Here is a 22148-nt window from a genome sequence, read left to right on the forward strand (position 1 = left end):
CCGCTCAGCCGGCCAGCTCGTACCCGGCGGCCGTCACGGCCCCGGCGACCGCCGCCCGGTCCAGCTCCGCCGCGCTGCGGACGCTGACCTGGCCGCTGGCCACGTCGACGGTGACCTCCGAGACGCCGGGCAGCCCGCCGAGCTGGGCCTGGACCCGGCCGGCGCAGCCCCCGCACGTCATGCCCGTGACCTGGTACCTCGTGAGAACCATGACCAGTCCCTCCTCCGCGACTACCCCCAGGGGGTATCCATCACCGTGACAGTAGCATACCCCCCGGGGGTTCCCAAGGCCCGAAGAGCCGCTCACGGCTGGAAGCGGTACCCCATCCCCGGCTCGGTGATCAGGTACCGGGGCCGGGTGTGGTCCGGTTCGAGCTTCCGGCGCAGCTGGGCCATGTACTGGCGGAGGTAGTGGGTCTCGTTCCGGTACGCGGGACCCCACACCTGCTGGAGCAGCTTGCGCTGGGTGACCAGCACCCCGGGGTGCTGGAGCAGGATCTCCAGGATCTGCCACTCGGTCTTGGTCAGGTGCACCGCCTCGCCATTCGCCTCGTCGGCCACGGTGTAGCTGACCAGGTCGACGGTGAACCGGCCGATCCGCGCGTTCTCCGGGGTCTCCGAAGGCCCGATCCTGCGCCGGACGGCCCGGATGCGGGCCACGAGCTCGTCGACGTTGAACGGCTTGGTGACGTAGTCGTCGGCCCCGGCCTCCAGCGCCTCGATCTTGTCCGCGCCGCCGGCCCGGCCGGAGACCACGATGATCGGTACCGGATTCCACGCCCGCAGCTGCCGGATCACCTCCACGCCGTCGAGGTCCGGGAGGCCGAGGTCGAGGACGAGCAGGTCGGGGCGGGCGGCGGAGGTCACCCGGAGCGCCTCGGTACCGCCGGCGGCCGTCAGGACCTCGTACTGCCTGGCGGTCAGGTTGATCCGCAGCGCCCGGAGGATCTGCGGCTCGTCGTCAACGATCAGGATCCGGGTCATCGTGATGGGTTTCCCATGCTCGCAGCTCCTCCCCGAGTGCCAGGTCCAACTCCAGCACACTGGCACCCGCCCCGCCCGCGAAGCCGGTGGACCGGCTCTTCGTGTGGCCCGTCACGAGTCCTGCGCGCGGGCCACCGGAACCTGCCAGGGGAGTTTCAGCGCGATCAGGCGGAGGGCGAAGACCAGGACGGCCGCCAGGGCGACCCAGTGCGGTTCGCGGAACCCGGTGCGGTCGAGCGCCGTGACCAGGCCGGCTCCGGCGAGCGCCGCGAGGGCGTACACCTCGCGGCGCAGCACCGACGGGATCTCGGCCATGAGCAGATCACGCAGGATGCCGCCGCCGAAGCCGGACAGCGCACCGAGCAGCACGGCCTCCACTGTGGGCACTCCGGCGTCGAGCGACGTGAGCGTGCCGGTCACCGTGAACAGGCCGAGGCCGGCCGCGTCCATGACGATCAGGGTGCGGCGGGGCCGGGTCAGGAAGGGATGCAGCCAGAATCCGGCCAGCGCGACGGCCACGGCGACACCGAGGTAGCGCCAGTCGCTCAGCGCGAGCGGCGGTCCCTTGTGGAGGATGAGGTCCCGGAGCAGGCCACCGCCGAGCGCCGTGACCACGCCGATCACCGTCACACCGAAGACGTCGAGCCGTTTCCTGGCCCCGGCGGCAGCGCCCGCCGCGGCGAAGACCGCGACACCCAGCAGGTCAAAGAAGATCAAAACCATGATTGTGTACTCCGTGAGCGGCCCCGCCTCGCGCGGCGGCCGGCTGGTGGCCGAGGGTCAGTGGAGCTGACATTCCCCGGCACAACACAGGTACCCAGAATTCATGGGATGACCGTAGCGTCCCGTCTCCCCGGCACGCGAGCACCCGAGATCGACGTCACGCCGCCACACTCTTACCTCAGGACGACTCGCGGTCCTCCAGCCCGATGGCGTCGCGCAGTTCCTCGAGGTCGTGGTCGAGCTGGGGATCGTGCCGGGCACCGGACTTCATCAGGTCGGCGAGACCCTCGGCGATCGCGTTGAGCTTGTCCTGGATCGCGCGCTCCGAGCGGGCCTGGCTGTTCTGGAGCAGCGCGACCATCAGGAAGGTCACGATCGTCGTTGCCGTGTTGATGATGAGCTGCCAGGTGTCGAGGTCGCCGATCAGGAAGTACGACGGGGCCCAGATCAGCACCAGCAGCAGGCACATCGCGAAGAACCACGCGCGCGAGAAGAACTTCGAGGCCCCTGCGGCGAACCGGTCGAAGAAGCTCACCTCCCGCGTCACGTCACTCGGCATGTGCGCGTGCCCGGCCGGCCTGTTCTCACCCTTGCGCGTCATGCCTGGGCGGTACCCGCAACGACCGGGCGCGAAACCCGGTGGGAATTAATTCCGGTAACGCTATTGCTTGGTGCGGCCGGGCGCGGCTATCGTTTCTCCAGGCGCCAGTTTCAGGCGCCGGAAATCGTGACTGTCAGGGAGTTCGTCATGACTCGTCAGGCCCAGCTCCACAGCACCGCGCTACGTGCGCTGTGTCTGCGTGGCGAGCTTGCGTGTCAGCTGCTCAGCCTGCGCACCAGCCCGGAGTGGCCTGTGGAGTAAGGGATCCCCTTACCGGCCAGCCGCTTCGGAGCTCACCTCCGGGGCGGTTTTCTCGTGCCACGGATCCCGCTCACAGGCTCACCCATTCCTTCCACCGGCCTTTCCAACGGCTGCAATTCCCAGCCGTTTATTCACGCTGCCCATAATGCGATTCCGTATTCACAGAAAACACGTACTACATAATTCAACAAAGCATATCCCGGTGGTGAAACTGGCAGAACACTCACACGAGCTTCCGTAGCCCAACGGCAGAGGCGCAGGACAGGGTGGCCGAGTGGTCCAAGGCACTGGTCTGCAAAACCAGTATTCGCGGGTTCGAATCCCGTCCCTGTCTCTCATGATCGTGGGACCCCTCATGCTGCCCTGGCAGCATGAGGGGTCCCACGATCTTTCTAGCAGTGCGTCACGCCAGGGAAGGGGTCCTGGCTGGTGTGGATCTCGCTGGCCGGGACGTAGCCCCAGCGGTTCGTGTCGTCCCCGTAGGTGAAGTACCAGACGGTGTTGCCGCCCCGGTGCTTCGCGCCGTACACCCAGCACTGGAAATAGCTGTGCGAGCTGCGCAGGGTGTCCACGCCGGCCGTGAAACCGGGTTCCCGGTACACAGTGGCCGGTGCGTTGTTGCCGCAGTACAGCGCGCCGTTGCGGGCGTAGCAGGATGAGGACGTGTTCCCGGTGGCCTGGGCGGCTGTCGCCGGAAGGGTCAGCGCTGCCAGGCCGGCCAGCACAGCGACCGCTGTCCCTGCTGCCTGGCGGGTACGGGTGCGGGTGAGGTTCTGGGCGTTCATGGGGTACCTCCGATGGTGCTGTTCGGGCAGAGGGATGCCCTCGTGCCGCTGGTGCCGTCGCGTGCGGCCCGGTTGCGGGCGGCGCGCGCGGACAGTCCCTGTGCGACTGTCCTCGCCCACCGCATGCGGGCCGCAGCCGTTTCCGGGTGGTCGCCGTACTCGTAGGCCACCTCTGCCGCGCAGCCCCGGCTTCCGCCGTGCTCGCGGATGCCCCGCCGGATCGCCTCTGTGGCTTCGAGGCGGGTCGGGGTCCGGGAGCTGGGCAACGGGCTGATGAAGAGCGCGTGAGCTTCGGCGACGATGATGGCTTCCCGTTCGAGGCGCATGGTCATCACCTGCATCTGTCGGGTACTGCTGGGCTTACTCACCCATACTGGCCCGGGCCGGGTACCTCAGACGTCCGGCCGGGGGCTGAACCTCGGGCTCCCCTCCCAGGTGGACGGCGCGGTCCGGCTACGACCGGGGCTTGCGCGGCTGGAGGGGTACGCGGGCGGCGTATTCGGTGATGGCCGCCCAGCGGTGCGCCGGGTCGGGCGAGGCGAGGGCTTCGCGGAGAGCGGCCCTCTCGGCCTCGCGGCTGGCGAGGGGCCTGGGTACGGCGGGGGACGGCTGGGGCTGGTGTTGCGGGAGCGGAACCGGGTGCCAGGGCTCGCCGGAGACGGCGGCCCGGATCAGGGCGACCCGGTCGGCGTGCTCGGCGAAGACGGCGAGTTCCCGGACGACGTCGGCGGGGTCGCTGCCCGTATGGATCATGGTGAGCAGGCGGTTCGGGCTGCCGGCCACGGTACGCAGGCTCGACGCCGGGCGGCCTTCCGGCACGTTGGGGCCCTTGAGGTCGGTGAGCCGGGCGGCGGCTGGGATGGGGGCTGCCGGGCCCCGGTACAGGATGAACAGGCCCGGGCCCAGGCTCACCACGCCGTCGAGGAGCATGAGGCGCTCGGCTGTCGCCCCGCCCAGCTCGTAGGCCCAGAGGGCGCGGATGCCGTGCCGGTCGACCGTGACCGGCCGGCCTGCCGCCGCCTCGAATCCGGCTGCCGCGATCGCGTCGAGCAGGCGGGACGCGGCACCGGAGCGGAAGGCGTCGGGGCGAAGCCAGGCTGTCGCGGTGCTCTGGGCGAACCGGTACGCGCCCTCCTCGCCCAGCTCTTCGAGGAGGGTGGCCCAGCCCTCGCGGAAGTACAGGTCGCCGGCGAAGCAGGCAGCCTTGCCCGGCACCTGGGTGAGCAGCTCCCAGCGGGCCGGCCCAGGAAGGTCGCCGTGATCTCTGACCTGCATGTTCCTCCCCTCCGGCCGCTGAGCGTCCCACTGTAGCCCGGCCGGCTACGGTGACCGGGTGGCCCACCTGCACGCACTCGGCGTCCTGATCATCCTCACCCGGGACGAGGAGGTGTTCCTCACCCAGCACAAGGCGAGCGGCCAGTGGTCGGTGCCGAGCGGCAGGCTCGACGGCGACGAGAACGTGCTCGGTGCGGCGATCCGCGAGGCACACGCGAAGGCCGGGGTGCACCTCACGGCCGAGGAGCTGGAGTTCGTCGGGGTGATCCACCGGCGGCACGGGCCCGACCGGGCCAACATGGCCTTCGTCTTCCACGCGCCGAGCCTGCCGGATCTGCAGGGCGAGCCCCTCAACGCCGACCCGGAGCGCTGCTCGGCGATCGGCTGGTTCCCGATGGAGGATCCGCCGGAGGGTTCCTCGCCGAACACAGTGCGTGGGCTGGAGCTGCTCGACAGCGGCGAGACGCTCAGCGTCGCCGACTGGGAGTAACCCCGTCCGGAGGGGCCCTGCCAGCGCTGTCCACCGGTACTGTCCAGCTATGACAGGTCAGGAGGTCACCGAGCTGGTGACGATGGCCGAGCTGGCGGAGGCCGCCGGGCTGTTCGGCCGCACGTGGTACGGCGGGGACGGCAAGCAGCCGGTGAGCGCCGAGATGCTGCGCGCTCTGTCCCACACCGGGAACTACGTCGCCGGGGTCACCATCGGTGGCAAGCTCGCCGGTGCCGCTGCGGCGTTCCGTGGTGGGCATGACGAGCTGCACTCCCATGTCGCGGCGGTGTCCCCCGCGCACCGGGCCGCCGGTATCGGGCGGGCCGTCAAGCTCCACCAGCAGGCGTGGGCGCGCGAGCAGGGGCTGGCCGCAGTGACGTGGACGTTCGACCCGCTGGTCAGCCGGAACGCGTACTTCAACCTGACGAGGCTGGGCGCTTCGGCCGACGAGTACCTTGTGGACTTCTACGGGGCGATGGCCGACGAGCTGAACGCCGGGCAGGGTTCGGACCGGGTGCTCGTGCGGTGGCCGGTGACGGCGGAGGGCCGCGCGGAGCCGGCGCTGGACGGGCGGGTCGTGCTGGGCCGGGCGCCGGACGGCGGGCCGGAGCGAGCGGGTGCGCTGGCCGGTCCCCGGCTGCTGGTCGCGCTGCCGCCCGACATCGAGTCCCTGCGGCAGTCCAGGCCGGACCTGGCTCTCGCCTGGCGGGTGGCTGTGCGGGAGACGCTGGGTGCCGCGCTGGCGGAAGGCCGGTACACGGTCAGCGGGGTCACGAGATCCGGCTGGTACGTCCTGGAGGGGGATCAGTGAAGATCAGCAGAGTCGAGCTGCGCCGGATCGCGCTGCCGCTCGTCACGCCGTTCCGGACGTCGTTCGGCACGTCACTCGCCCGCGACGCCGTGCTCGTCCGCGTGGTGACGCCCGAGGCGGAGGGCTGGGGCGAGTGCGTGGCGATGCCGGAGCCGTCGTACTCCAGCGAGTACGCGTCCGGGGCTGCCGAGGTGATCGGCCGGTTCCTGCTGCCGCTGCTGTCCGGCGAGGTCGACGCGCACACCGCTGAGCAGCGGATGGCCCGGGTACGCGGGCACCGGATGGCCAAGGCCGCGCTCGGCATGGCCGTGCTGGACGCCCAGCTGCGCGCGGCCGGGATGTCGTTCGGCTCGTACCTGGGCGCGACCAGGGACCGCGTGCCGGCCGGCGTCAGCGTCGGCATCATGACGTCGATCGCCGAGCTGCTGGACACTGTGGACGGTTACCTCGCCCAGGGGTACCAGCGGATCAAGCTGAAGATCGAGCCGGGCTGGGACATCCAGCCGGTGGCCCGCGTCCGGGAACGCTTCGGCGACATCCCGCTCCAGGTCGACGCGAACGCCGCCTACGAGCTGGCCGACGCCCGGCACCTGGCGCAGCTCGACGCGTTCGGCCTGCTGCTGGTCGAGCAGCCGCTGCCGGAGGAGGACCTGCGCGGGCACGCCGCACTGGCCCAGCGGATGACCACGCCGATCTGCCTCGACGAGTCGATCGTGTCCGCGAGGGCCGCGGCCGACGCGATCGCCCTCGGCGCGACCTCGGTGGTCAACGTGAAGCCCGGCCGGGTCGGCGGGTACCTGGAGGCCCGGCGGGTGCACGACGTCTGCCAGGCGCACGGGGTGCCGGTGTGGGCTGGCGGGATGCTGGAGACCGGGATCGGGCGGGCCGCGAACATCGCGCTCGCCGCGCTGCCAGGGTTCACGCTGCCGGGAGACACGTCGGCCTCTGATCGGTACTACGAAAGGGATGTCACGCAGCCCTTCGAGCTGGACGAAGGGCACGTGACGGTGCCAGCCGGCCCTGGCCTGGGGGTGACCCCGGACATGGACTTCCTCGACGAGATCACCACCGCGCGCGAGTGGCTGGAGGTCTGATGCACGACCTGATCCTGCGCGGCGGCACAGTCCATGACGGACTCGGCAGCGAGCCGGTCACGGCCGATGTCGCGGTCAGCGGCGACCGGGTGGCCGCCGTCGGGCGGGACCTCGGCGCGGCCCAGCGGGTGATCGACGTGACAGGGCTGGCCGTCGCGCCGGGCTTCGTCGATCCGCACAGCCATTCCGACATGGTGCCGCTGATGGCGGAGCCGCAGCCGTTCAAGCTGCTCCAGGGCGTCACGACGGAGATCGCGGGCAACTGCGGCTACTCCTTCGCCCCGCTCGGCGAGGCCGCCGCCGCGCACGGCCACGACCTGCTCACCGACATCAGCGCCGGCCAGCCGGTCGTCGCACGAACCTTCAAGGAGTACCTGGCTGAGGTCGCGGCGGCCGGTCCGGCCAACAACATCGGCGTGCTGGCCGGGCACAACACCCTCCGGCTCAACGTGGCCGGGATGGAACCCGGGCTGCCGCCCGGCGGGCTGGCACGGATGCAGGGGCTGCTCGCCGAGGCGTTCGAGGCCGGGGCGATCGGGCTCTCCTCCGGGCTGATCTACCCGCCGGGCTGCTACGCCGGCACCGGCGAGCTGGTCGAGCTGGCGAAGGTCGCGCACGCGTACGGGCTGCCGTACGCCACGCACCTGCGCAACGAGGACCGTGACCTGCTGGCCGCGCTCGGCGAGGCGATCGAGATCGGCCGGCGGGCCAGGGTCCGGGTGCAGATCTCGCACTGCAAGGCCGCCGGGCGCGCCCAGCACGGCTCGGCCGGCCAGCTGCTCGCCGCGCTCCGGGCGGCCCGGGTGTCCGGTGTGGACATTCGCGGCGACGTGTACCCGTACCTGGCCGGCGGCACGTTCCTCTCCGCGCTCCTGCCGAACGAGGCCCACGCGGGTGGCGTGCACGCGCTCCGGTCACGGCTCCTGGACCCGGCCGGGCGGGCGGCGCTGCTGGCCGCCGCGACGGATCCGGCTGCCGCTGCCGGTACGGGATTCTGGCGGGAGGTCGGACCCGGGGACGTGCTGGTCACCAGCCACGCCAACCGGCCGGACGCCGTGGGCCGGACGATCGCCCTGCTCGCCGCCGAGGACGCGGCCGACCCGTGGGACATCGCCTGCGAGCTGATCGCCACCGACCCGTCCGCAGGGATGGTCCTGACGATGATGGCGGAGGAGGACGTGCGTGTCCTGCTGGCCGACCCGCTGACCAGCATCGGCTCGGACAACGGCATGCCGTACGGGCTCCAGCATCCGCGCACGTGGGGGTGTTTCCCGCACTTCCTCGGCGAGTACGTCCGGGAGCTGGGCCTGGTGAGCCTGCCGGAGGCGATCCGGAAGATGACCTCAGCCTCGGCCGGCCAGTTCGGGCTGACCGGCCGGGGCTGGCTCGGCCCGGGCTCCGTCGCCGACATCGCCGTCTTCGACCCGGCCACGATCGGCCACCCCGGGACGTACCTGACCCCGGACACCCGCCCGGCCGGCGTCCACTGTGTCCTGCTCGGCGGGCAGGTGGCCGTGGCGGACGGCTCGTTCACCGGGATCCGGGCCGGCCAGGTCGTGGGACCCCTCATGTCGCTATAGCGACATGAGGGGTCCCACGACCTACAGCGTCAGGGTCCAGGAGTCGATGGTGCCGACGTCCTGGGCCGCCGCGTCCTGCACCCGGAGCTTCCAGGTGCCGTTGCGGACCTCGGCGGACAGGTTCTGGGTGTAGGTCTGGTTGATGTTGTCGGCGCTGCCGCCGGCCCGGTTGTGCAGGACGTACGCGGAGCCGTCCGGCGCGATCAGCGACACGACCAGGTCACCGATGTAGGTGTGCAGGATGTGTACCTCGACCTTGCTGGTGGACGAGGCGTTGCCGGTGCAGCCGGAGATCGCGATGCTGCTCTCCACGGTGGCGTTGTCGGCGATCGCCACGTCGTTCGGGTTGGTGCCGGCGCAGGTCGGCGGCACCGCGACCGACAGGGTCAGCGTCCACGTGTCGATCTTGCCGACGTCGTTGGCCGCCGCGTCCTGGACGCGCAGCTTCCAGGTGCCGTTGGACTGCTCGCTGCCGAGGTTCACCGTGTACGTCTGGTTGATGTTGTCGGCGCTGCCGCCGGCCCGGTTGTGCATGACGTAGGCGGAGCCGTCCGGCGCGACCAGGGACACGACCAGGTCACCGATGTACGTGTGCTGGATGTGCACCTCGACCGTGCTGCCTGCCGACGCGGTACCGGGGCAGCCGGAGATCGTGATCGGGCTCTCCACTGTGGAGTTGTCCGCGATCGCCACGTCGTTGCCGTTGGTACCCGAGCAGCCAGCCGGCCCGTTGACCGTCAGCGTGTACGTGGTGGACCGGTCAGCCACGGTCCCGTCGCCGTTGACCGTCACCGTGTACGTGCCAGGCGGCGTGCTCGCCGCCGTCGTGATGGTCATCGTCGACGAGCCACCCGAGTTGATCTGCGCGGGGCTGAACGCCGCCCCGGCCCCGGCGGGCAGGCCGGTCGCGCCCAGGGTCACCGGCTGCGCGGCCCCGTTCGTGATCGTCGTGCCGATCGTGGAGGTCAGCGAGCCGCCCGGGTCCACGGAGCCGGCGTTCGGGGAGGCCGCCATCGTGTAGTCGTCCCCGGCCGGCGTACCCACGGCGAGCGTCCACAGCGCGTAGGCCGCAGCGTCGGCGCTCCGGTTGAGGACGGTCGTGCTGATGTTGCTCGGGTACGTGTCGCAGGAGCGGTGGTAGCAGGGGTCGTACGAGGACTGCGTGCCGCCCCACTTCGTCACCTGGGCCGCCGTCTTCACGTAGCTGGCACCGGCCGCCACGCCGCTGGTCTGCACGCCGATCGCGTTGAACGAGGCGTCGTCGGAGCGGCCGGCGCCCTCGGTGTTCTCCTCGGTCGGCACGCCGATCGAGTCGTAGTAGGCCTTCAGCACCTGACCGGTCGCGCTCGTGATCCGGTTGATGAAGTACCCCGCGTTGGTCGAGGCGACCATGTCGAAGTTGTAGTAACCCTTGATCTTCGTGCGCTCGGCCGAGGGCAGGGTACTGGCGTAGAAGTCGGAGCCGTTGAGGCCCTGCTCCTCGTCCGTCCAGAACGCGAAGCGCGCGTGCTTGAGCATCGTCGGGTTCTGCGCGGCCAGGGTCAGCGCGATCTCCAGCACGACCGAGGAGCCGGAGGCGTTGTCGTTGCTGCCCGGCCCGGCCGACACGCTGTCGAGGTGCGCGCCGAACATGTACACCTGCGCCGGGTCGCCGCCCGGCCAGTCGGCGATCACGTTGGGGCCGGCCCCCGACGTGCAGCCGGAGGTGCAGGGCTGCTTCACGACCTGGAATCCGGCCGCGACCAGCTTGTCGTAGACGTAGGTCACCGAGGCGGTGTACCCGGCCGACGTGGACCGGCGGTTGCCGCCGTTGTTCGTGGCGATCGTCTGGAACTGCTGGAGATGCGCCTGCACGTTGGCGACCGGGATGTCCGGCGGTGCCAGCGTGGTGGCGCGGACGGCCGGGGTCGTGGCAGCGCCGCCGGTGGCGGTGGCTGCCGCCGGAGTGGCCATCGCGAGTGCTCCGGCCACCGCCAGCGCCAGGATGCCGCGGAAGATCGAGGGTCTTCTCACGCCGTGCTCCTTGAGGGGTGGGGGCGCACGAGGGGTTCCGCGCCCCTGGGAGAGCCATCATGGTCGATATAACTGCCGTGTTACAAGGGACTGAACAGCACACGGCACACCCGTCACAGAATCAGCCGGAGATCCCGGGGAACCAGGCCCGGGCGGCTGGCGTGTTAGATGGCATGACCTCACGGACAACACCAGACAGGACGGCGGTGAGATGCGCGATTCATCCAGCTTCGACGAGTTCCACAGCGCGACGACCCGGCGCCTGACCCACTATCTCTACGCGCTCACCGGCGACCTCGCCGAAGCACAGGACATCACCCAGGAGGTGTACCTGCGAGCCTGGCGGCGCTGGTCGCAGCTCCAGGGCTACGACAACCCGGAAGCGTGGATCCGCCTGGTCGGCACCCGGCTCGCGGTCAGCGGTTTCCGCAAGGCGACCCGGTTCACCAGGGCCATGCTGCTGTTCCGCCGGCCGGAGGCCGTGCCGGAGCCCTCCGAGGACTCCGTGCTGCTCACGGCGGCGCTCCGCCGGCTACCGGACGCGCAGCGCGTGGCCATCGTCCAGCACCACCTGCTCGGCATGCGGATCGAGGACATCGCGGCCGAGGCCGGAGTGTCTCCCGGCACCATCAAGTCCCGCCTGTCGCGGGGGCGGGCGGCCCTGGCAAACCTGATCGACATCAGCGAAACCGGCGAGCCAGGTACTCCGGAGGTGGCCCATGCGCTCTGACCTCAGCAAGCAGCTCGCCGCCCTCGGCACCGAAACCGACCGGCTGCCCGTGACCGGCTCGGCCGACCTGCGCGGCCGGGCCGACCGGCGGGCCAGGGTACGGGCCGTCTCGGCGATAGGCGCGGTGGCCGCCGTCACGGCAGCTGTGCTGACCTGGTCGGCGGCGGCGCCGACAGCTCACGGCCCGCTGCCGCCAGGAACGGCCCCCTCGGCCACTCCCGTTTCGGCATCCCCCGCAGCCCCCGAGCCGGCCCAGCCCTCGATTCCTGACGCGGCGATGCTTCAGGTCTCCGACCTCCCGGCGGGCGGAACCGTCGGACCGCCCATGACACCCCGGAAGCCCTACACGTCCTATAGACCCTGCACCACCAGAGGGCGATCGAACGACCTGCCCGAAAAGGCCGTCAGGGCGGTCAGCGCCAGCTTCCCCATCGGTCTCCCGGAGGGGCCCCGGCTCATTGCCACCCAGGTCGTGACGTTGCATAGGCCCGGGGGCGCAGAGCAGTACATGGACGATGTCCGGTACGCCATCCCGCGATGCTCGTCCACGGATCCGGCAGCTCCAGTTCGGACCACCTACGAGGTGGTGGCCGAGCAGTTCAGCCGCGAGGACTCGATCATCATCCGGATCACGCACACCAGCCCTGTCGCCCTCGGCTTCCCCGAAATCCAGACCCGCGTGACGTATGTTGCGATATTCCGCTCCGGTGACCATGTCGCGGTGGTGGAGGTCAGCGGCTTCCAGATGGACGAGGTCCCGATGAACAGCGTGTACCAGTTCTCCGGCCCGGTGAGCCACCGGCTGCCGAAGTAACCCATTGCCTGTCCAGAGTGGCCCGTGCCGGTACCCACCGGCACGGGCCACTTGTGTCACTGCGGGCAGCGCGGTGACCTGCTCAGCCTACAAAACCTACCGTCTTGGTAGCTAATTTTGTGTGAGCCCTCACAGAATCGTTGACTTCGCAACTTCATACCGCTGACATGGGTGACCTGACCTCTCCCCTCACTGGACGGAACCACCCGTGGCAGCTGTGACCGCAAGCCCCGCACGATCGGTACCGGCGGCCGTCGGCCGTGCCCTGCGCGCCGACCGGGCCGCCGCGGCCGGGGCCGTGGTGCTGGTGCTCCTGATCGGGCTGGCGCTGGCTGCCGGGCCGCTGACGTCGGTCACCGGGCAGGACCCGTACACGTTCGACACGTCGGCGCTGGACCCGGCCACGGGCGCGCCGGCCGGGGCGCTCGGCGGGATCAGCGGGAAGCACTGGTTCGGGGTGGAGCCGCTGACCGGCCGGGACCTGTTCGCGATCGTCGCGTACGGCGCCCGCACGTCTCTCCTGATCGGCTTCGCCGCGACCATCGTCTCCGTCGTGATCGGGACGGTGCTCGGCGCGCTCGCCGGGTACCTGGGCGGCTGGACCGACCGGGCGGTGTCCTGGGTGGCCGATGTCATCTTCGGCTTCCCGTACCTGGTGTTCATGATCGGGCTGAGTGCCGTCGCCCCGGCGAGTCTCCCCCGTGAGCTGCTGCTGATCGTCCTGATGGGCTCGTTCGGCTGGGCCAGGATCGCGCGGGTCGTCCGGGCGCAGACGCTGAGCCTGGCCGCCCGGCGGTTCGTGGCCGCGTCCCGGGTGATGGGGGCCGGGCCCTGGCACGTCTTCCGGCACCAGCTCCTGCCGAACCTGTGGGTGCCGGTGATCGTGGTCGCCACGCTGTCCATCCCCGGCAAGATCGGCACGGAGGCGGCGTTGTCCTTCCTCGGGGTCGGCATCCCGCCGCCCAGCCCGAGCTGGGGCCGGGCGATCAGCGGGGCGGTCGACTGGGTGGCCACCGACCCGATGTACCTGGTCTTCCCGGGCGGCGCGCTGTTCCTGGCGACGCTGGCGCTCAACCTGCTCGGCGACGGGCTGCGCGACGCGTTCGACCCGAAGACGGGAGCGCGGTCGTGATCCGGTTCGCGTTGTCCAAGCTGGCCGGCCTGCTGGTCGTGATGCTCGTGGTGAGTTTCGTGACGTTCGCCGTGTTCTACCTGCTGCCCTCCGACCCGGCCCAGATGTCGTGCGGCCGGCCGTGCACACCGGAGAACCTGGCGATCGCCCGCGAGTTCATGGGCTTCGGCAAGCCCTGGTACCTGCAGTACTTCGACTTTCTCGGCGGCATCTTCGGCGGCCGGACGTTCGGCACGGGCGCGACGGCCATCCACTGTGGAGCGCCGTGCTTCGGGTACTCGTTCCAGCAGAACGCCCCGGTAGCCGAGCTGATCGTCGATCGGCTGCCGGTCACGTTCTCCATCGCGGGCGGCGCGGCGGTCGCCTGGCTGCTGCTGGGTGTGAGCACGGGCGTGCTGTCGGCTCTCAAGCGCGGCACGCTGCTCGACCGGGCCGCGATGACCGGGGCGCTCGCCGGGGTGTCGGCTCCCACGTACCTGGTGGGGCTGCTCGGCATCCTGCTGTTCGGCTTCACGCTGGACGCTGTCCCGGTACACGGATATGTGCCCTTCGCCGAGAGCCCGGTGGACTGGGCGTGGCATCTGGTCCTGCCGTGGCTGGTGCTGGCCTTCGTGCACGCCGCGATCTACACGCGCCTGACGCGCGGGCAGATGATCGAGACACTGGGCGAGGACTACATCCGGACCGCGCGCGCCAAGGGCCTGGGCGAGCGGGCGGTCGTCGGCAAGCACGCGCTCCGCAACGTCCTGCTGCCGGTCGTGACGCTCTTTGGCATCGACCTCGGTGGCCTGCTCGGCGGGGCGGTGATCACCGAGCGGGTGTTCGGCATGCCCGGCCTGGGCGCGCTGATGATGGAGGCTGTCGGCCAGCTCGACCTGCCGCTCCTGCTCGGCTGCACCCTTTTCTCCGCCTTCCTGATCGTCGCCGCGAATGCCGCTGTCGACCTCCTCTACGGGTTCCTGGATCCCAGGGCCCGCCTCACATGAAAGAGAGCACCGTGAAGAGAACCGTTTCCGTACTGGCAGCGATCGGCCTGACCGTCTCGCTCGCCGCGTGCGGCGCGAACAAGAAGGACACGGCGGCGGCCCCCTCCAAGTCCGCGGCGAAGCAGGGCGGCACGCTCTACATCCTGCCCGACGCGCAGAAGCAGTCCTTCGACCCGGCGAAGAGCCAGGGCCTGGCGATCACGTCGCTGGCGCTCGTCCACCGGCGGCTGACCACGTGGGACGTGCAGGAGGGTAAGCCGACCACCGTCGTACCCGACCTGGCGACCGACACCGGCCGGGCCAGCGACGGGGGTAAGACGTGGACCTTCACGCTCAAGGCCAACGTGAAGTTCAGCGACGGCACCCCGATCACGTCGGCTGACGTCAAGCACGGCGTCGAGCGGTCGTTCGCCCCGGCCTTCTCCGGCGGGCTCGGGTACCACAAGACGCTGCTGGAGGGCGGGCCGGACTTCCGTGGCCCGTTCGAGGGCAAGAACCTGTCCTCTGTGGAGACTCCGGACCCGAAGACGATCGTGTTCAGGCTGTCCCGCCCGTACGGCGACTGGCCGTGGGTGGCAAGCAACCCGGCCTTCTCCCCCGTGCCGAAGGGCAAGGGCGCCGAGGCGAACTACGGGGAGAACCCGGCGGCGTCCGGCCCGTACCAGGTCGCGAAGTACCAGCCGGGTGTCGAGATGCGGCTCAAGCGCAACACGCACTGGTCGAAGGAGACCGACAAGATCCGGGGCGGCCTGCCCGACGAGGTCGTGTTCCAGCTCGGGCAGCAGGCTTCTGTCACGTCGAAGCGGCTGATCGAGGACAACGGCGACGACAGGTTCGCCTTCGGTGCCTCGTTCGTGTCCCCGGCGCAGCTCGCCCAGATCCAGGGGAACCCGGGTGCGAAGTCCCGGCTGGTGACCTCGAAGACGGGCGCGGTCGCGTACCTGGCGATCAACACGCAGCGGATCAAGGACCCGAAGGTCCGGCAGGCCTTCCAGTACGCGGTCGACAAGACCACGTACCAGGTCGCCACGGCCGGCAGCCCCGCGCTCGCCGGTGACATCGCCACCACCCTGATCACGCAGGGCATCAACGGCCGCCAGCAGTACGACCTCTACCCGGCCCCGCCGGTCGGCGACCCGGCGAAGGCCAAGGCGCTGCTCGCCGAGGCCGGTCAGGCAGGCGGCCTCGACAACCTGAACCTCGTCGTGTCGACCAGCAACAACTTCCCCGAGAAGGCGCAGGCGATCCAGGCCGCGCTGGCCAGGGCGAACATCAAGGTCACGATCAAGACCCTGGACGGCGAGGCGTACACAGCGGCCACCACCGGCCCGAACGCCGACTACGACCTGGCGCTCAGCTCCTGGCAGCCGGACTTCCCGAGCCCGAACGCCAACCTCCAGCCCCTCTTCTCCTCCTCGGAGATCGGCAAGGGCGGCTACAACATCTCCCGGTACTCCAACCCGGAGGTCGACAAGCTGATCACCGAGGCGCAGAGCACCGTGGACCCGAACGAGGCCGGCAAGAAGTGGGCAGCGATCGACAAGCTGATCCTCCAGGACTCGCCGGTCGTCCCGCTGATCTACACCCGCAACTCCTTCCTGCGCGGGTCGAAGGTCGCCGACTTCTTCATCGCCGACTTCCCGGCATACCCGAACTACCTGAAGGCCGGTATCTCCCAGTGACGACTGTGCTGTCCGCCGAGGACGTCTCGGTGTCGTTCGGCGGGCAGCGCGCCGCCGCCGGGGTGAGCTTCACCCTGGCGGCCGGCGAGGTCCTGGCCGTGGTCGGCGAGTCGGGCTCCGGCAAGTCGGTCACCGCGTTGTCCCTGCTCGGGCTGCTGCCCGGTACGGCGACGGTCACGGGGAAGGCGCTGCTGCGCGGGACTGACCTGTATGGACTGCCGCCCGCCGAGCTGCGCGCGATCCGGGGCAACGAGATCGCGATGGTCTTCCAGGAGCCGATGACCGCGCTGAACCCGGTGTTCACCATCGGGAACCAGCTGGCCGAGGCTCTTCGGGTACACCAGAAAGATCTGAGGAATCCCAAGGCCAGGGCACTCGAACTCCTGGAGCTGACCGGCCTGCCCGACCCGGCACGCGCCTACCCGCACGAACTCTCCGGCGGCCAGCTCCAGCGGGTCGTCATCGCGATGGCGATCGCCAACGACCCGGCGGTCCTGATCGCCGACGAGCCCACGACGGCGCTGGACGTGACCGTGCAGGCCGAGATCCTGAGCCTGCTGCGCGAACTGCGCGACCGGCACGGCTGCGCGATCCTGCTCATCACGCACGACATGGGCGTGGTGGCCGACCTGGCGGACCGGGTGCTGGTGATGCGCGACGGCGAGGTCGTCGAGTCCGGCGGCGTCGAGCAGGTCTTCGCCAGCCCAGCCCACCCCTACACCCGCCAGCTCCTCAGCTCCGTCATCACGCTCGGCGGCACGGTGTCACCCGCCGCCGCAAAGGTCGCCGAGCCCGTGGTCCAGGTCAAGAACCTCTCCCAGGTGTACCGGGGCGGAGTGCGCGCCCTCGCCGACGCCTCGTTCAGCATCGCCGCCGGCGAGGTCCTCGGGCTGGTCGGCGAGTCGGGCTCGGGGAAGAGCACGGTGGCCGGCATCGTCACCGGGCTGCTCAGGCCCACGAGCGGCGAGGTCAGCATCCTCGGTACCAACCCGGCGCGGCTGCGCGGGGCCGCCCGCCGCGAGCTGGCCCGCCAGATCGGCGTCGTGTTCCAGGACCCGGTGTCCTCGCTCAACCCCCGGGCCACAGCCGGCACCTCGATCGCTGAGCCGATCCGCCTTCACAAGGCTCTGACCGGGTCCGCCGTGGACGACCGCGTCGCCGAGCTGCTGGAATCCGTGCAGCTCCCGGCCTCCTTCGCCACCCGGTACCCGCACGAGCTCTCCGGGGGCCAGCGCCAGCGCGTCGGCCTCGCCCGAGCCCTGGCCCTGCGGCCCCGGCTGCTGGTCGCCGACGAGCCGACCAGCGCGCTCGACGTGTCGGTCCAGGCCAAGGTCCTCGACCTCTTCCGCGAACTCCAGGACAGCCTCGGCTTCGCCTGCCTCTTCATCAGCCACGACCTCGCGGTCGTCGAACGGCTCGCGGACCGGGTGGCCGTGATGCAGTCCGGCCACATCGTCGAACAGGGCCCAGCGGCACAGGTACTCAACTCGCCCGCACATCCGTACACACAACGGCTGATCGCGGCAGTGCCGGTGGCTGATCCGGTGGAGCAGCGGGAGCGCCGCCTCAAACACGCCGCCTGACCTGGGAAAGCAATTCATCGCTGGAGTTCTTGCCACTCCATCCATAGCTTCCGTATGTGATGGTCGAAGTATGGCGCAAGCCAGCATCTCTCCGGGCCCGGGACTGGGAATGGAATACGTTGCGAGACTTCGTCACCAGTCAGGTGACCGGCTCAACGCTCGGGCTGGTGTACGGGAGGCGACGGCAGGGCAAGACACTCATGCTGCGACTGGTGGCTGCGGCCACGGGCGGATTCATCTTCGGCGTACGGCAACTGACCGAAGCCCAGAACCTCACGGAACTGGGGGCGGCGTACGCCCGGCACATCGGGTCACCGTCGCCGGTTGTTTTCGGAAGCTGGCGCGACGCGCTCAAAGCTCTGCTGAGGCTCAGCGGCCCGGTCATCATCGACGAGTTTCCTCATCTCGTCGCGACGACACCCTCCTTGCCATCGGAGCTGCAACACGCGCTGAGCCCGATGAGCGAAGCCAAGCAACACGGAAACGCACGGCTCATTCTGTGCGGCAGCGCGCTGAGCACGATGCGGGGCCTGCCGGATGGGAGAGCTCCTCTGCGTGGCAGGCACAGCATGGAGCTGGTCGTCCGCCCGTTCTGGTACCGGGAGGCAGCCGGGTTCTGGGGGCTCGACGGCGACCCCGACCTCGCGTTCCGGGTCAACGCCCTGGTGGGCGGCACCCCTGCCTACCTGGGGATGTGTGGCGGCGGCCCCCCATCGGCGGCAGACTTCGACGCCTGGATCTGCGGCACCCTGCTCAATCCGGCGAACGCGATGTTCAGGGAAGGGAACCAGCTGCTCCAGGAGGAGCCTGAGATCACGGATCCGACCTCGTACGCCGGGGTGCTCGCGGCTGTGAGCATGGGCCGCGTCCGGCGGTCCGAGATCGCCGCGACCCTCGGCCGCGCCGCCACAGCCATCGCACATCCGCTAGCCGGCCTGGAGAACGTCGGGCTGCTCGAACGCGTCGAGGACGCGTTCAGGGCCAAGCGGGGCACCTACCGCATCGCCGATCCCATCATCCGGTTCAGTCAGCTCGTCGTGCAGCGCGACGAGGGGCGGCTCGTCCGGGGGGAGGCGAAACGGGTCTGGGCGGATGCCGCCGACACCGTCGCCTCGAAGATCTACGGGCCGCACCTGGAGGACCTGGCCCGCGAGTGGGTGCTGGCGCACGCCTCGGAGGAAACGATGGGTGGCGGCCGGGCCAGCTGGGTACGACCGGCCACTGTGGCCTGCGCCGAGCACAAGCAGGGGCACGAGATCGACGTCGTGGCGATGGAGTCCTCCGCGTTCACCGGGGACCGGGTGCTGGCGATCGGCGAGGTCAAGGCGACCGGCAAGCCCGTCGGGGTGGCCGAGCTGAGCAGGCTCGGGCACCTGCGGGACCTGCTCCCGCCCGATCGTGTGACGACTCCCCCGAAACTCCTGCTGTTCAGCCGGACAGGCTTCGTCCCCGATCTCACCACTGAGGCCGCAGGCCGGTCCGACGTCGAGCTTGTCGACCTGAACAGGCTGTACAACGGGGACTGAGCTGGTCAGATCGCGAAGGTGAGTGTGACGGTCAGGCCCGTGGACGGGGTGCCGGTGATGGTGGCGAGCTGCTTGTCGTAGCCGTCGCGGAAGACCATGTCGCCGCCGAGGGAGCTGCGGCCGAGGTTGGCGGCGCTGCCGGAGTAGCCGGAGGTCGCGTACACCTCCTGGCAGGCCGCCGAGGGCAGGGCGAGCTGGGAGGTACCGATCTTCGCGGCGGACGAGGTGGCTTTGGCGAGGCTCGGGTACACCTCGAAGTGGATGTGCGGCCAGCGGCCGGAGTACGCGCCGGGGAAGACGCTCTGGAAGGTCACCTGGCCGGCGGCGTTGGCTACCTGGACGCCGCGCAGGTAGTTCTCCTTCGCGATCGCCTGGGAGTACATCGAGTAGTCGCCGTTGATGTCGCAGTGCCAGAGGTAGAGCGCGGCTCCGCTGCGGGGCTGGCCGGTCGAGCTGTCCACAATGGTCAGTGCGATGGTCAGGGGTACTCCTGCGGCCATGCCGGTGGCCGTGCCGAAGCTGTTCCGGATGTCGCTGCGGACGATGCCGCTCTGGGTGAGGACGTTCGGGCCGTTGGAGCCGTCGCCCGGGTACGGGCCAGCGGTCTCCTCGGGGATCTTGCCGGGAGGCACCGAAGAGGAGGCCGCCGCCGAGGGAGTGGCGGACGGTGAGGGCTGGGCTGTTGTGCCGCAGGCCGCGAGGGTCGTGGCGCCGAGCACGCCCAGTGCCAGGCGCCGCGTGATCAGGGTGCCCAGGTCAGCGGCCAGGCCGAGGTCGTGGTTCTCGTGGCTGTTCATGGTTCCAGCAGGCGCTCGTTTCCTGTGACCGGGCTGTCGGGTCCCTGTGGGGTGGCTGTGGGGACGCTTTCACAGTCAGTACACAGGAACGGCTCAGGTCCGGCACAGCAAACGCGGGGATCGTGGTCGGCATGGTGACCGGGGAACTGCGCCGGGCGGACGGCGAGCCGCCCCGGGTGCTCGTCGTCGACGACGAGACGGCGCTGGCCGACCTGCTGACGATGGCCCTGCGGTACGAGGGCTGGGAGGTCCGCGCCGTGCACAGCGGCAGCGGGGCGGTGAAGGCCGCGAAGGACTTCCGGCCGGACGCCGTCGTCCTCGACATGATGCTCCCCGACTGGGACGGGCTGGAGGTGCTGGGCCGGTTGCGGCACGCGCAGCCCGACGTTCCCGTGCTGTTCCTGACGGCCAGGGACGCCGTGGAGGACCGGGTGGCCGGGCTGACGGCCGGCGGGGACGACTACGTGACCAAGCCGTTCAGCCTGGAGGAGGTCGTGGCCCGGATCCGGGCACTGCTCCGGCGGGCGCTGCTGCACGGCAGGCCGAGCAACGTGCTGGTGGTCGGGGACCTGAGCCTCGACGAGGAGTGCCGCGAGGTCCGGCGGGGCGGGGACGAGATCACGCTGACCGCCACAGAGTTCGAACTGCTGCGGTACCTGATGCGCAATCCGCGCCGCGTGCTCAGCAAGGCGCGGATCCTCGACCGGGTGTGGAACTACGACTTCGGCGGCCAGGCCAACGTCGTCGAGCTGTACATCTCCTACCTGCGGAAGAAGATCGACGCGGGACGGCCGCCGATGATCCACACGATGCGGAACGCTGGGTATGTCCTCAAACCAGCCGAATAACGATCACGAGATTGAGCAGGTCCGGCCGGGGAGCCTGCGGTTCCGGCTGCTGGCAGGGCTGCTGGCGCTGCTGGCCGTCGCTGGCCTGGTCATCGGGGTGATCACGGCGCTCGCCCTGCACAGTTTCCTGGTCGGCCAGGTCGACACGAAGCTGAGGGAGTCGACCGGGCGGGTGCTGTTCCGGCTTCCGCCCGGTGCGCAGATCCAGGTGCAGGGGACCGTGCCGCCGCAGGGGCTGGAGTTCCTCGCCGCCCCAGGGCAGCCGCTCGGCGCGCTCGGGGCGGTTGTCAGGGACGGGAAGGTCACGACGGCAGCCACGGTCGAGGCTGACGGGTTCAGGGCCGTGACCGTGGCGGGGCTGGAGGACGTGCCTGCCGATGGCGATCCGCACACCGTCGGCGGGTACCGGGTCATCGCCCTCCAGAGCAACCGGGGCGAGAAGATCGTCAGCGGGCTCCCGCTCGACCAGGTGAACGCGACGGCGTGGCGGCTCGTGGCCGTCGAGGCCGGCGTGACCGCCGGGGTACTGATCATCGCGCTGTTCGCCGGGGCCGGCGTGATCCGGTTCGCGCTGCGCCCGCTCGACCGGGTGGCCGCGATCGCCAGGCGGGTCGCCGGCCTGCCGCTCGACCGGGGCGAGGTGGCGCTGGCCGAGCGGGTGCCGGACACCCGGCCGGGTACGGAGATCGGCCAGGTCGGGGCGGCCCTCAACCGGATGCTGGAGCACATCGCCGACGCGCTCGCCGCCCGGCAGGCCAGCGAGACCCGGGTACGGCACTTCGTGGCGGACGCGAGTCACGAGCTGCGTACCCCGCTCGCGGCGATCCGGGGCTACGCCGAGCTGACCCGGCGCGGTGACCAGCCGGTGCCGGCCGACATCGCGTACGCGACGGGGCGGATCGAGGCGGAGAGCGCCCGGATGACCGCGCTCGTGGACGACCTGCTGCTGCTCGCCCGGCTCGACTCGGGCCGCCCGCTGGAACGGTCCGACGTGGACCTGTCGCGGCTCCTGATCGACGCCGTGAACGACGCGCGGATCGCCGGCCGGGAGCACAGGTTCAGCCTCGGCCTGCCCGCCGAGCCGGTGACCGTGCCCGGCGACGCGGCCAGGCTCCAGCAGGTCATGGCGAACCTGCTGACGAACGCGCGGAGCCACACTCCGCCGGGTACCGTGATCAGCGTTTCGCTCACCGGTACCGGGAAGATCATGGTGACAGACAACGGTCCTGGCATCCCGCCTGACCTGCTGCCGGATGTCTTCGAGCGGTTCGCCAGGGGCGACAGCTCGCGGTCGCGCGAGTCTGGCGGGACGGGCCTGGGGCTGTCCATCGTGTCCGCTGTCGTCGGCGCGCACGGCGGGTCGGTGCGGGTGGACAGCAGGCCGGGCCGCACGACGTTCACGGTCGACCTGCCGTCCACTTAGGAATTCCGGG

Annotated in this window: 22 protein-coding genes and 1 tRNA gene; 14 read left to right on the forward strand and 9 right to left on the reverse strand. The window is 70.4% G+C overall.

The genetic code is table 11. The features are described 5' to 3' along the window. Positions 1-4: 4 nt before the first annotated feature. The 4 genes from A3G1_RS0115900 to A3G1_RS0115915 all read right to left on the reverse strand — a co-directional run bounded on the left by A3G1_RS0115900 (position 5) and on the right by A3G1_RS0115915 (position 2308). On the reverse strand, positions 5-211 hold the full coding sequence (locus A3G1_RS0115900) for a heavy-metal-associated domain-containing protein (RefSeq protein ID WP_018350464.1): 207 nt from the start codon (positions 209-211) through the stop codon (positions 5-7). Between the two features lie 92 nt (positions 212-303). Next, the gene (locus tag A3G1_RS0115905; RefSeq protein WP_018350465.1) at positions 304-984 is read right to left on the reverse strand and encodes a response regulator; all 681 of its coding nucleotides are present in this window, start codon (positions 982-984) and stop codon (positions 304-306) included. A gap of 111 nt (positions 985-1095) precedes the next feature. Further along, on the reverse strand, positions 1096-1707 hold the full coding sequence (locus A3G1_RS0115910; RefSeq protein ID WP_018350466.1) for a trimeric intracellular cation channel family protein: 612 nt from the start codon (positions 1705-1707) through the stop codon (positions 1096-1098). A 178-nt stretch (positions 1708-1885) separates the two neighbouring features. Continuing rightward, the gene (locus A3G1_RS0115915; protein ID WP_018350467.1) at positions 1886-2308 is read right to left on the reverse strand and encodes a low affinity iron permease family protein; all 423 of its coding nucleotides are present in this window, start codon (positions 2306-2308) and stop codon (positions 1886-1888) included. Between the two features lie 521 nt (positions 2309-2829). Between A3G1_RS0115915 and A3G1_RS0115925 the strand changes: the two genes are divergently transcribed. Next, positions 2830-2903 (forward strand) — tRNA-Cys (locus tag A3G1_RS0115925). A gap of 58 nt (positions 2904-2961) precedes the next feature. Here the strand turns inward: A3G1_RS0115925 and A3G1_RS35160 are convergent. The 3 genes from A3G1_RS35160 to A3G1_RS38630 all read right to left on the reverse strand — a co-directional run bounded on the left by A3G1_RS35160 (position 2962) and on the right by A3G1_RS38630 (position 4629). Then, positions 2962-3354 carry a hypothetical protein gene (locus A3G1_RS35160; RefSeq protein WP_018350469.1) on the reverse strand — a complete coding sequence of 131 codons (393 nt, stop codon included), beginning with the start codon at positions 3352-3354 and terminating at the stop codon, positions 2962-2964. Beyond that, entirely contained in the window at positions 3351-3680 is a 330-nt protein-coding gene (locus A3G1_RS41435; RefSeq protein WP_211216318.1) for a hypothetical protein, read from the reverse strand. The genes A3G1_RS35160 and A3G1_RS41435 overlap by 4 nt, the downstream gene beginning before the upstream one ends. Positions 3681-3807: 127 nt before the next feature. Next, on the reverse strand, positions 3808-4629 hold the full coding sequence (locus tag A3G1_RS38630) for a nucleoside-diphosphate kinase (RefSeq protein ID WP_018350471.1): 822 nt from the start codon (positions 4627-4629) through the stop codon (positions 3808-3810). Positions 4630-4687: 58 nt separating this feature from the next. Between A3G1_RS38630 and A3G1_RS35175 the strand changes: the two genes are divergently transcribed. From A3G1_RS35175 to A3G1_RS0115960, 4 genes are read left to right on the forward strand one after another with little or no spacing between them, the layout of a single operon-like run. Beyond that, the gene (locus A3G1_RS35175) at positions 4688-5119 is read left to right on the forward strand and encodes an NUDIX domain-containing protein (protein WP_018350472.1); all 432 of its coding nucleotides are present in this window, start codon (positions 4688-4690) and stop codon (positions 5117-5119) included. 49 nt (positions 5120-5168) lie between these two features. After that, on the forward strand, positions 5169-5930 hold the full coding sequence (locus tag A3G1_RS35180; RefSeq protein ID WP_018350473.1) for a GNAT family N-acetyltransferase: 762 nt from the start codon (positions 5169-5171) through the stop codon (positions 5928-5930). Then, positions 5927-7024 (forward strand): o-succinylbenzoate synthase, encoded by a 1098-nt coding sequence (gene menC, locus A3G1_RS0115955; RefSeq protein ID WP_018350474.1) that lies wholly within the window; start codon positions 5927-5929, stop codon positions 7022-7024. The genes A3G1_RS35180 and menC overlap by 4 nt, the downstream gene beginning before the upstream one ends. Continuing rightward, a complete protein-coding gene (locus tag A3G1_RS0115960; RefSeq protein ID WP_018350475.1) occupies positions 7024-8604 on the forward strand; it encodes an N-acyl-D-amino-acid deacylase family protein in 1581 nt (526 codons plus the stop codon). The genes menC and A3G1_RS0115960 overlap by 1 nt, the downstream gene beginning before the upstream one ends. A 21-nt stretch (positions 8605-8625) precedes the next feature. Here A3G1_RS0115960 and A3G1_RS0115965 read toward each other — a convergent pair whose 3' ends face one another. Further along, complete coding sequence (locus A3G1_RS0115965) at positions 8626-10617, reverse strand: proprotein convertase P-domain-containing protein (protein WP_018350476.1); 1992 nt, start codon at positions 10615-10617, stop codon at positions 8626-8628. Positions 10618-10828: 211 nt separating this feature from the next. On the opposite strand from A3G1_RS0115965, the gene A3G1_RS0115970 reads away from it, so the two are divergent. The 7 genes from A3G1_RS0115970 (at position 10829) to A3G1_RS0116000 (ending at position 19070) form a co-directional block, all read left to right on the forward strand. After that, positions 10829-11347 (forward strand): RNA polymerase sigma factor, encoded by a 519-nt coding sequence (locus A3G1_RS0115970; protein ID WP_018350477.1) that lies wholly within the window; start codon positions 10829-10831, stop codon positions 11345-11347. Then, positions 11337-12161: a hypothetical protein gene (locus A3G1_RS0115975; RefSeq protein ID WP_026212178.1), complete on the forward strand. Its 825-nt coding sequence runs from the start codon at positions 11337-11339 to the stop codon at positions 12159-12161. Before A3G1_RS0115970 ends, A3G1_RS0115975 begins: the two co-directional genes overlap by 11 nt. A 208-nt stretch (positions 12162-12369) precedes the next feature. Next, entirely contained in the window at positions 12370-13293 is a 924-nt protein-coding gene (locus A3G1_RS0115980) for an ABC transporter permease (protein ID WP_018350478.1), read from the forward strand. Then, the gene (locus A3G1_RS0115985) at positions 13290-14279 is read left to right on the forward strand and encodes an ABC transporter permease (RefSeq protein WP_018350479.1); all 990 of its coding nucleotides are present in this window, start codon (positions 13290-13292) and stop codon (positions 14277-14279) included. Before A3G1_RS0115980 ends, A3G1_RS0115985 begins: the two co-directional genes overlap by 4 nt. An 11-nt stretch (positions 14280-14290) precedes the next feature. Continuing rightward, positions 14291-15961, forward strand: a complete 1671-nt coding sequence (locus tag A3G1_RS0115990) for an ABC transporter substrate-binding protein (protein WP_211216319.1) — start codon at positions 14291-14293, stop codon at positions 15959-15961. Beyond that, positions 15958-17544: an ABC transporter ATP-binding protein gene (locus A3G1_RS0115995; RefSeq protein ID WP_018350481.1), complete on the forward strand. Its 1587-nt coding sequence runs from the start codon at positions 15958-15960 to the stop codon at positions 17542-17544. The genes A3G1_RS0115990 and A3G1_RS0115995 overlap by 4 nt, the downstream gene beginning before the upstream one ends. A gap of 200 nt (positions 17545-17744) precedes the next feature. Further along, a complete protein-coding gene (locus A3G1_RS0116000) occupies positions 17745-19070 on the forward strand; it encodes an AAA family ATPase (RefSeq protein WP_018350482.1) in 1326 nt (441 codons plus the stop codon). Positions 19071-19075: 5 nt separating this feature from the next. Here A3G1_RS0116000 and A3G1_RS0116005 read toward each other — a convergent pair whose 3' ends face one another. Continuing rightward, positions 19076-19867 (reverse strand): dioxygenase family protein, encoded by a 792-nt coding sequence (locus A3G1_RS0116005; RefSeq protein WP_018350483.1) that lies wholly within the window; start codon positions 19865-19867, stop codon positions 19076-19078. Positions 19868-19998: 131 nt separating this feature from the next. Here A3G1_RS0116005 and A3G1_RS0116010 point away from each other — a divergent pair, with 131 nt between their 5' ends. Then, complete coding sequence (locus tag A3G1_RS0116010) at positions 19999-20715, forward strand: response regulator transcription factor (RefSeq protein ID WP_040478623.1); 717 nt, start codon at positions 19999-20001, stop codon at positions 20713-20715. Further along, positions 20693-22138 (forward strand): sensor histidine kinase, encoded by a 1446-nt coding sequence (locus tag A3G1_RS0116015; protein ID WP_018350485.1) that lies wholly within the window; start codon positions 20693-20695, stop codon positions 22136-22138. The genes A3G1_RS0116010 and A3G1_RS0116015 overlap by 23 nt, the downstream gene beginning before the upstream one ends. Positions 22139-22148: the final 10 nt, after the last annotated feature.

The organism is Longispora albida DSM 44784 (assembly GCF_000379825.1).
GTDB lineage: Bacteria > Actinomycetota > Actinomycetes > Mycobacteriales > Micromonosporaceae > Longispora > Longispora albida.

Excerpts from the sequence above, each read along its gene's own strand:
- A3G1_RS0115900 (WP_018350464.1), bottom strand. The coding sequence starts at position 211 with ATGGTTCTCACGAGGTACCAGGTCACGGGCATGACGTGCGGGGGCTGC.
- A3G1_RS0115905 (WP_018350465.1), bottom strand. The coding sequence starts at position 984 with ATGACCCGGATCCTGATCGTTGACGACGAGCCGCAGATCCTCCGGGCG.
- A3G1_RS0115910 (WP_018350466.1), bottom strand. The coding sequence starts at position 1,707 with ATGGTTTTGATCTTCTTTGACCTGCTGGGTGTCGCGGTCTTCGCCGCG.
- A3G1_RS0115915 (WP_018350467.1), bottom strand. The coding sequence starts at position 2,308 with ATGACGCGCAAGGGTGAGAACAGGCCGGCCGGGCACGCGCACATGCCG.
- A3G1_RS35160 (WP_018350469.1), bottom strand. The coding sequence starts at position 3,354 with ATGAACGCCCAGAACCTCACCCGCACCCGTACCCGCCAGGCAGCAGGG.
- A3G1_RS41435 (WP_211216318.1), bottom strand. The coding sequence starts at position 3,680 with ATGCGCCTCGAACGGGAAGCCATCATCGTCGCCGAAGCTCACGCGCTC.
- A3G1_RS38630 (WP_018350471.1), bottom strand. The coding sequence starts at position 4,629 with ATGCAGGTCAGAGATCACGGCGACCTTCCTGGGCCGGCCCGCTGGGAG.
- A3G1_RS35180 (WP_018350473.1), top strand. The coding sequence starts at position 5,169 with ATGACAGGTCAGGAGGTCACCGAGCTGGTGACGATGGCCGAGCTGGCG.
- A3G1_RS0115960 (WP_018350475.1), top strand. The coding sequence starts at position 7,024 with ATGCACGACCTGATCCTGCGCGGCGGCACAGTCCATGACGGACTCGGC.
- A3G1_RS0115970 (WP_018350477.1), top strand. The coding sequence starts at position 10,829 with ATGCGCGATTCATCCAGCTTCGACGAGTTCCACAGCGCGACGACCCGG.
- A3G1_RS0115975 (WP_026212178.1), top strand. The coding sequence starts at position 11,337 with ATGCGCTCTGACCTCAGCAAGCAGCTCGCCGCCCTCGGCACCGAAACC.
- A3G1_RS0116000 (WP_018350482.1), top strand. The coding sequence starts at position 17,745 with ATGCTGCGACTGGTGGCTGCGGCCACGGGCGGATTCATCTTCGGCGTA.
- A3G1_RS0116005 (WP_018350483.1), bottom strand. The coding sequence starts at position 19,867 with ATGAACAGCCACGAGAACCACGACCTCGGCCTGGCCGCTGACCTGGGC.
- A3G1_RS0116010 (WP_040478623.1), top strand. The coding sequence starts at position 19,999 with ATGGTGACCGGGGAACTGCGCCGGGCGGACGGCGAGCCGCCCCGGGTG.
- A3G1_RS0116015 (WP_018350485.1), top strand. The coding sequence starts at position 20,693 with ATGTCCTCAAACCAGCCGAATAACGATCACGAGATTGAGCAGGTCCGG.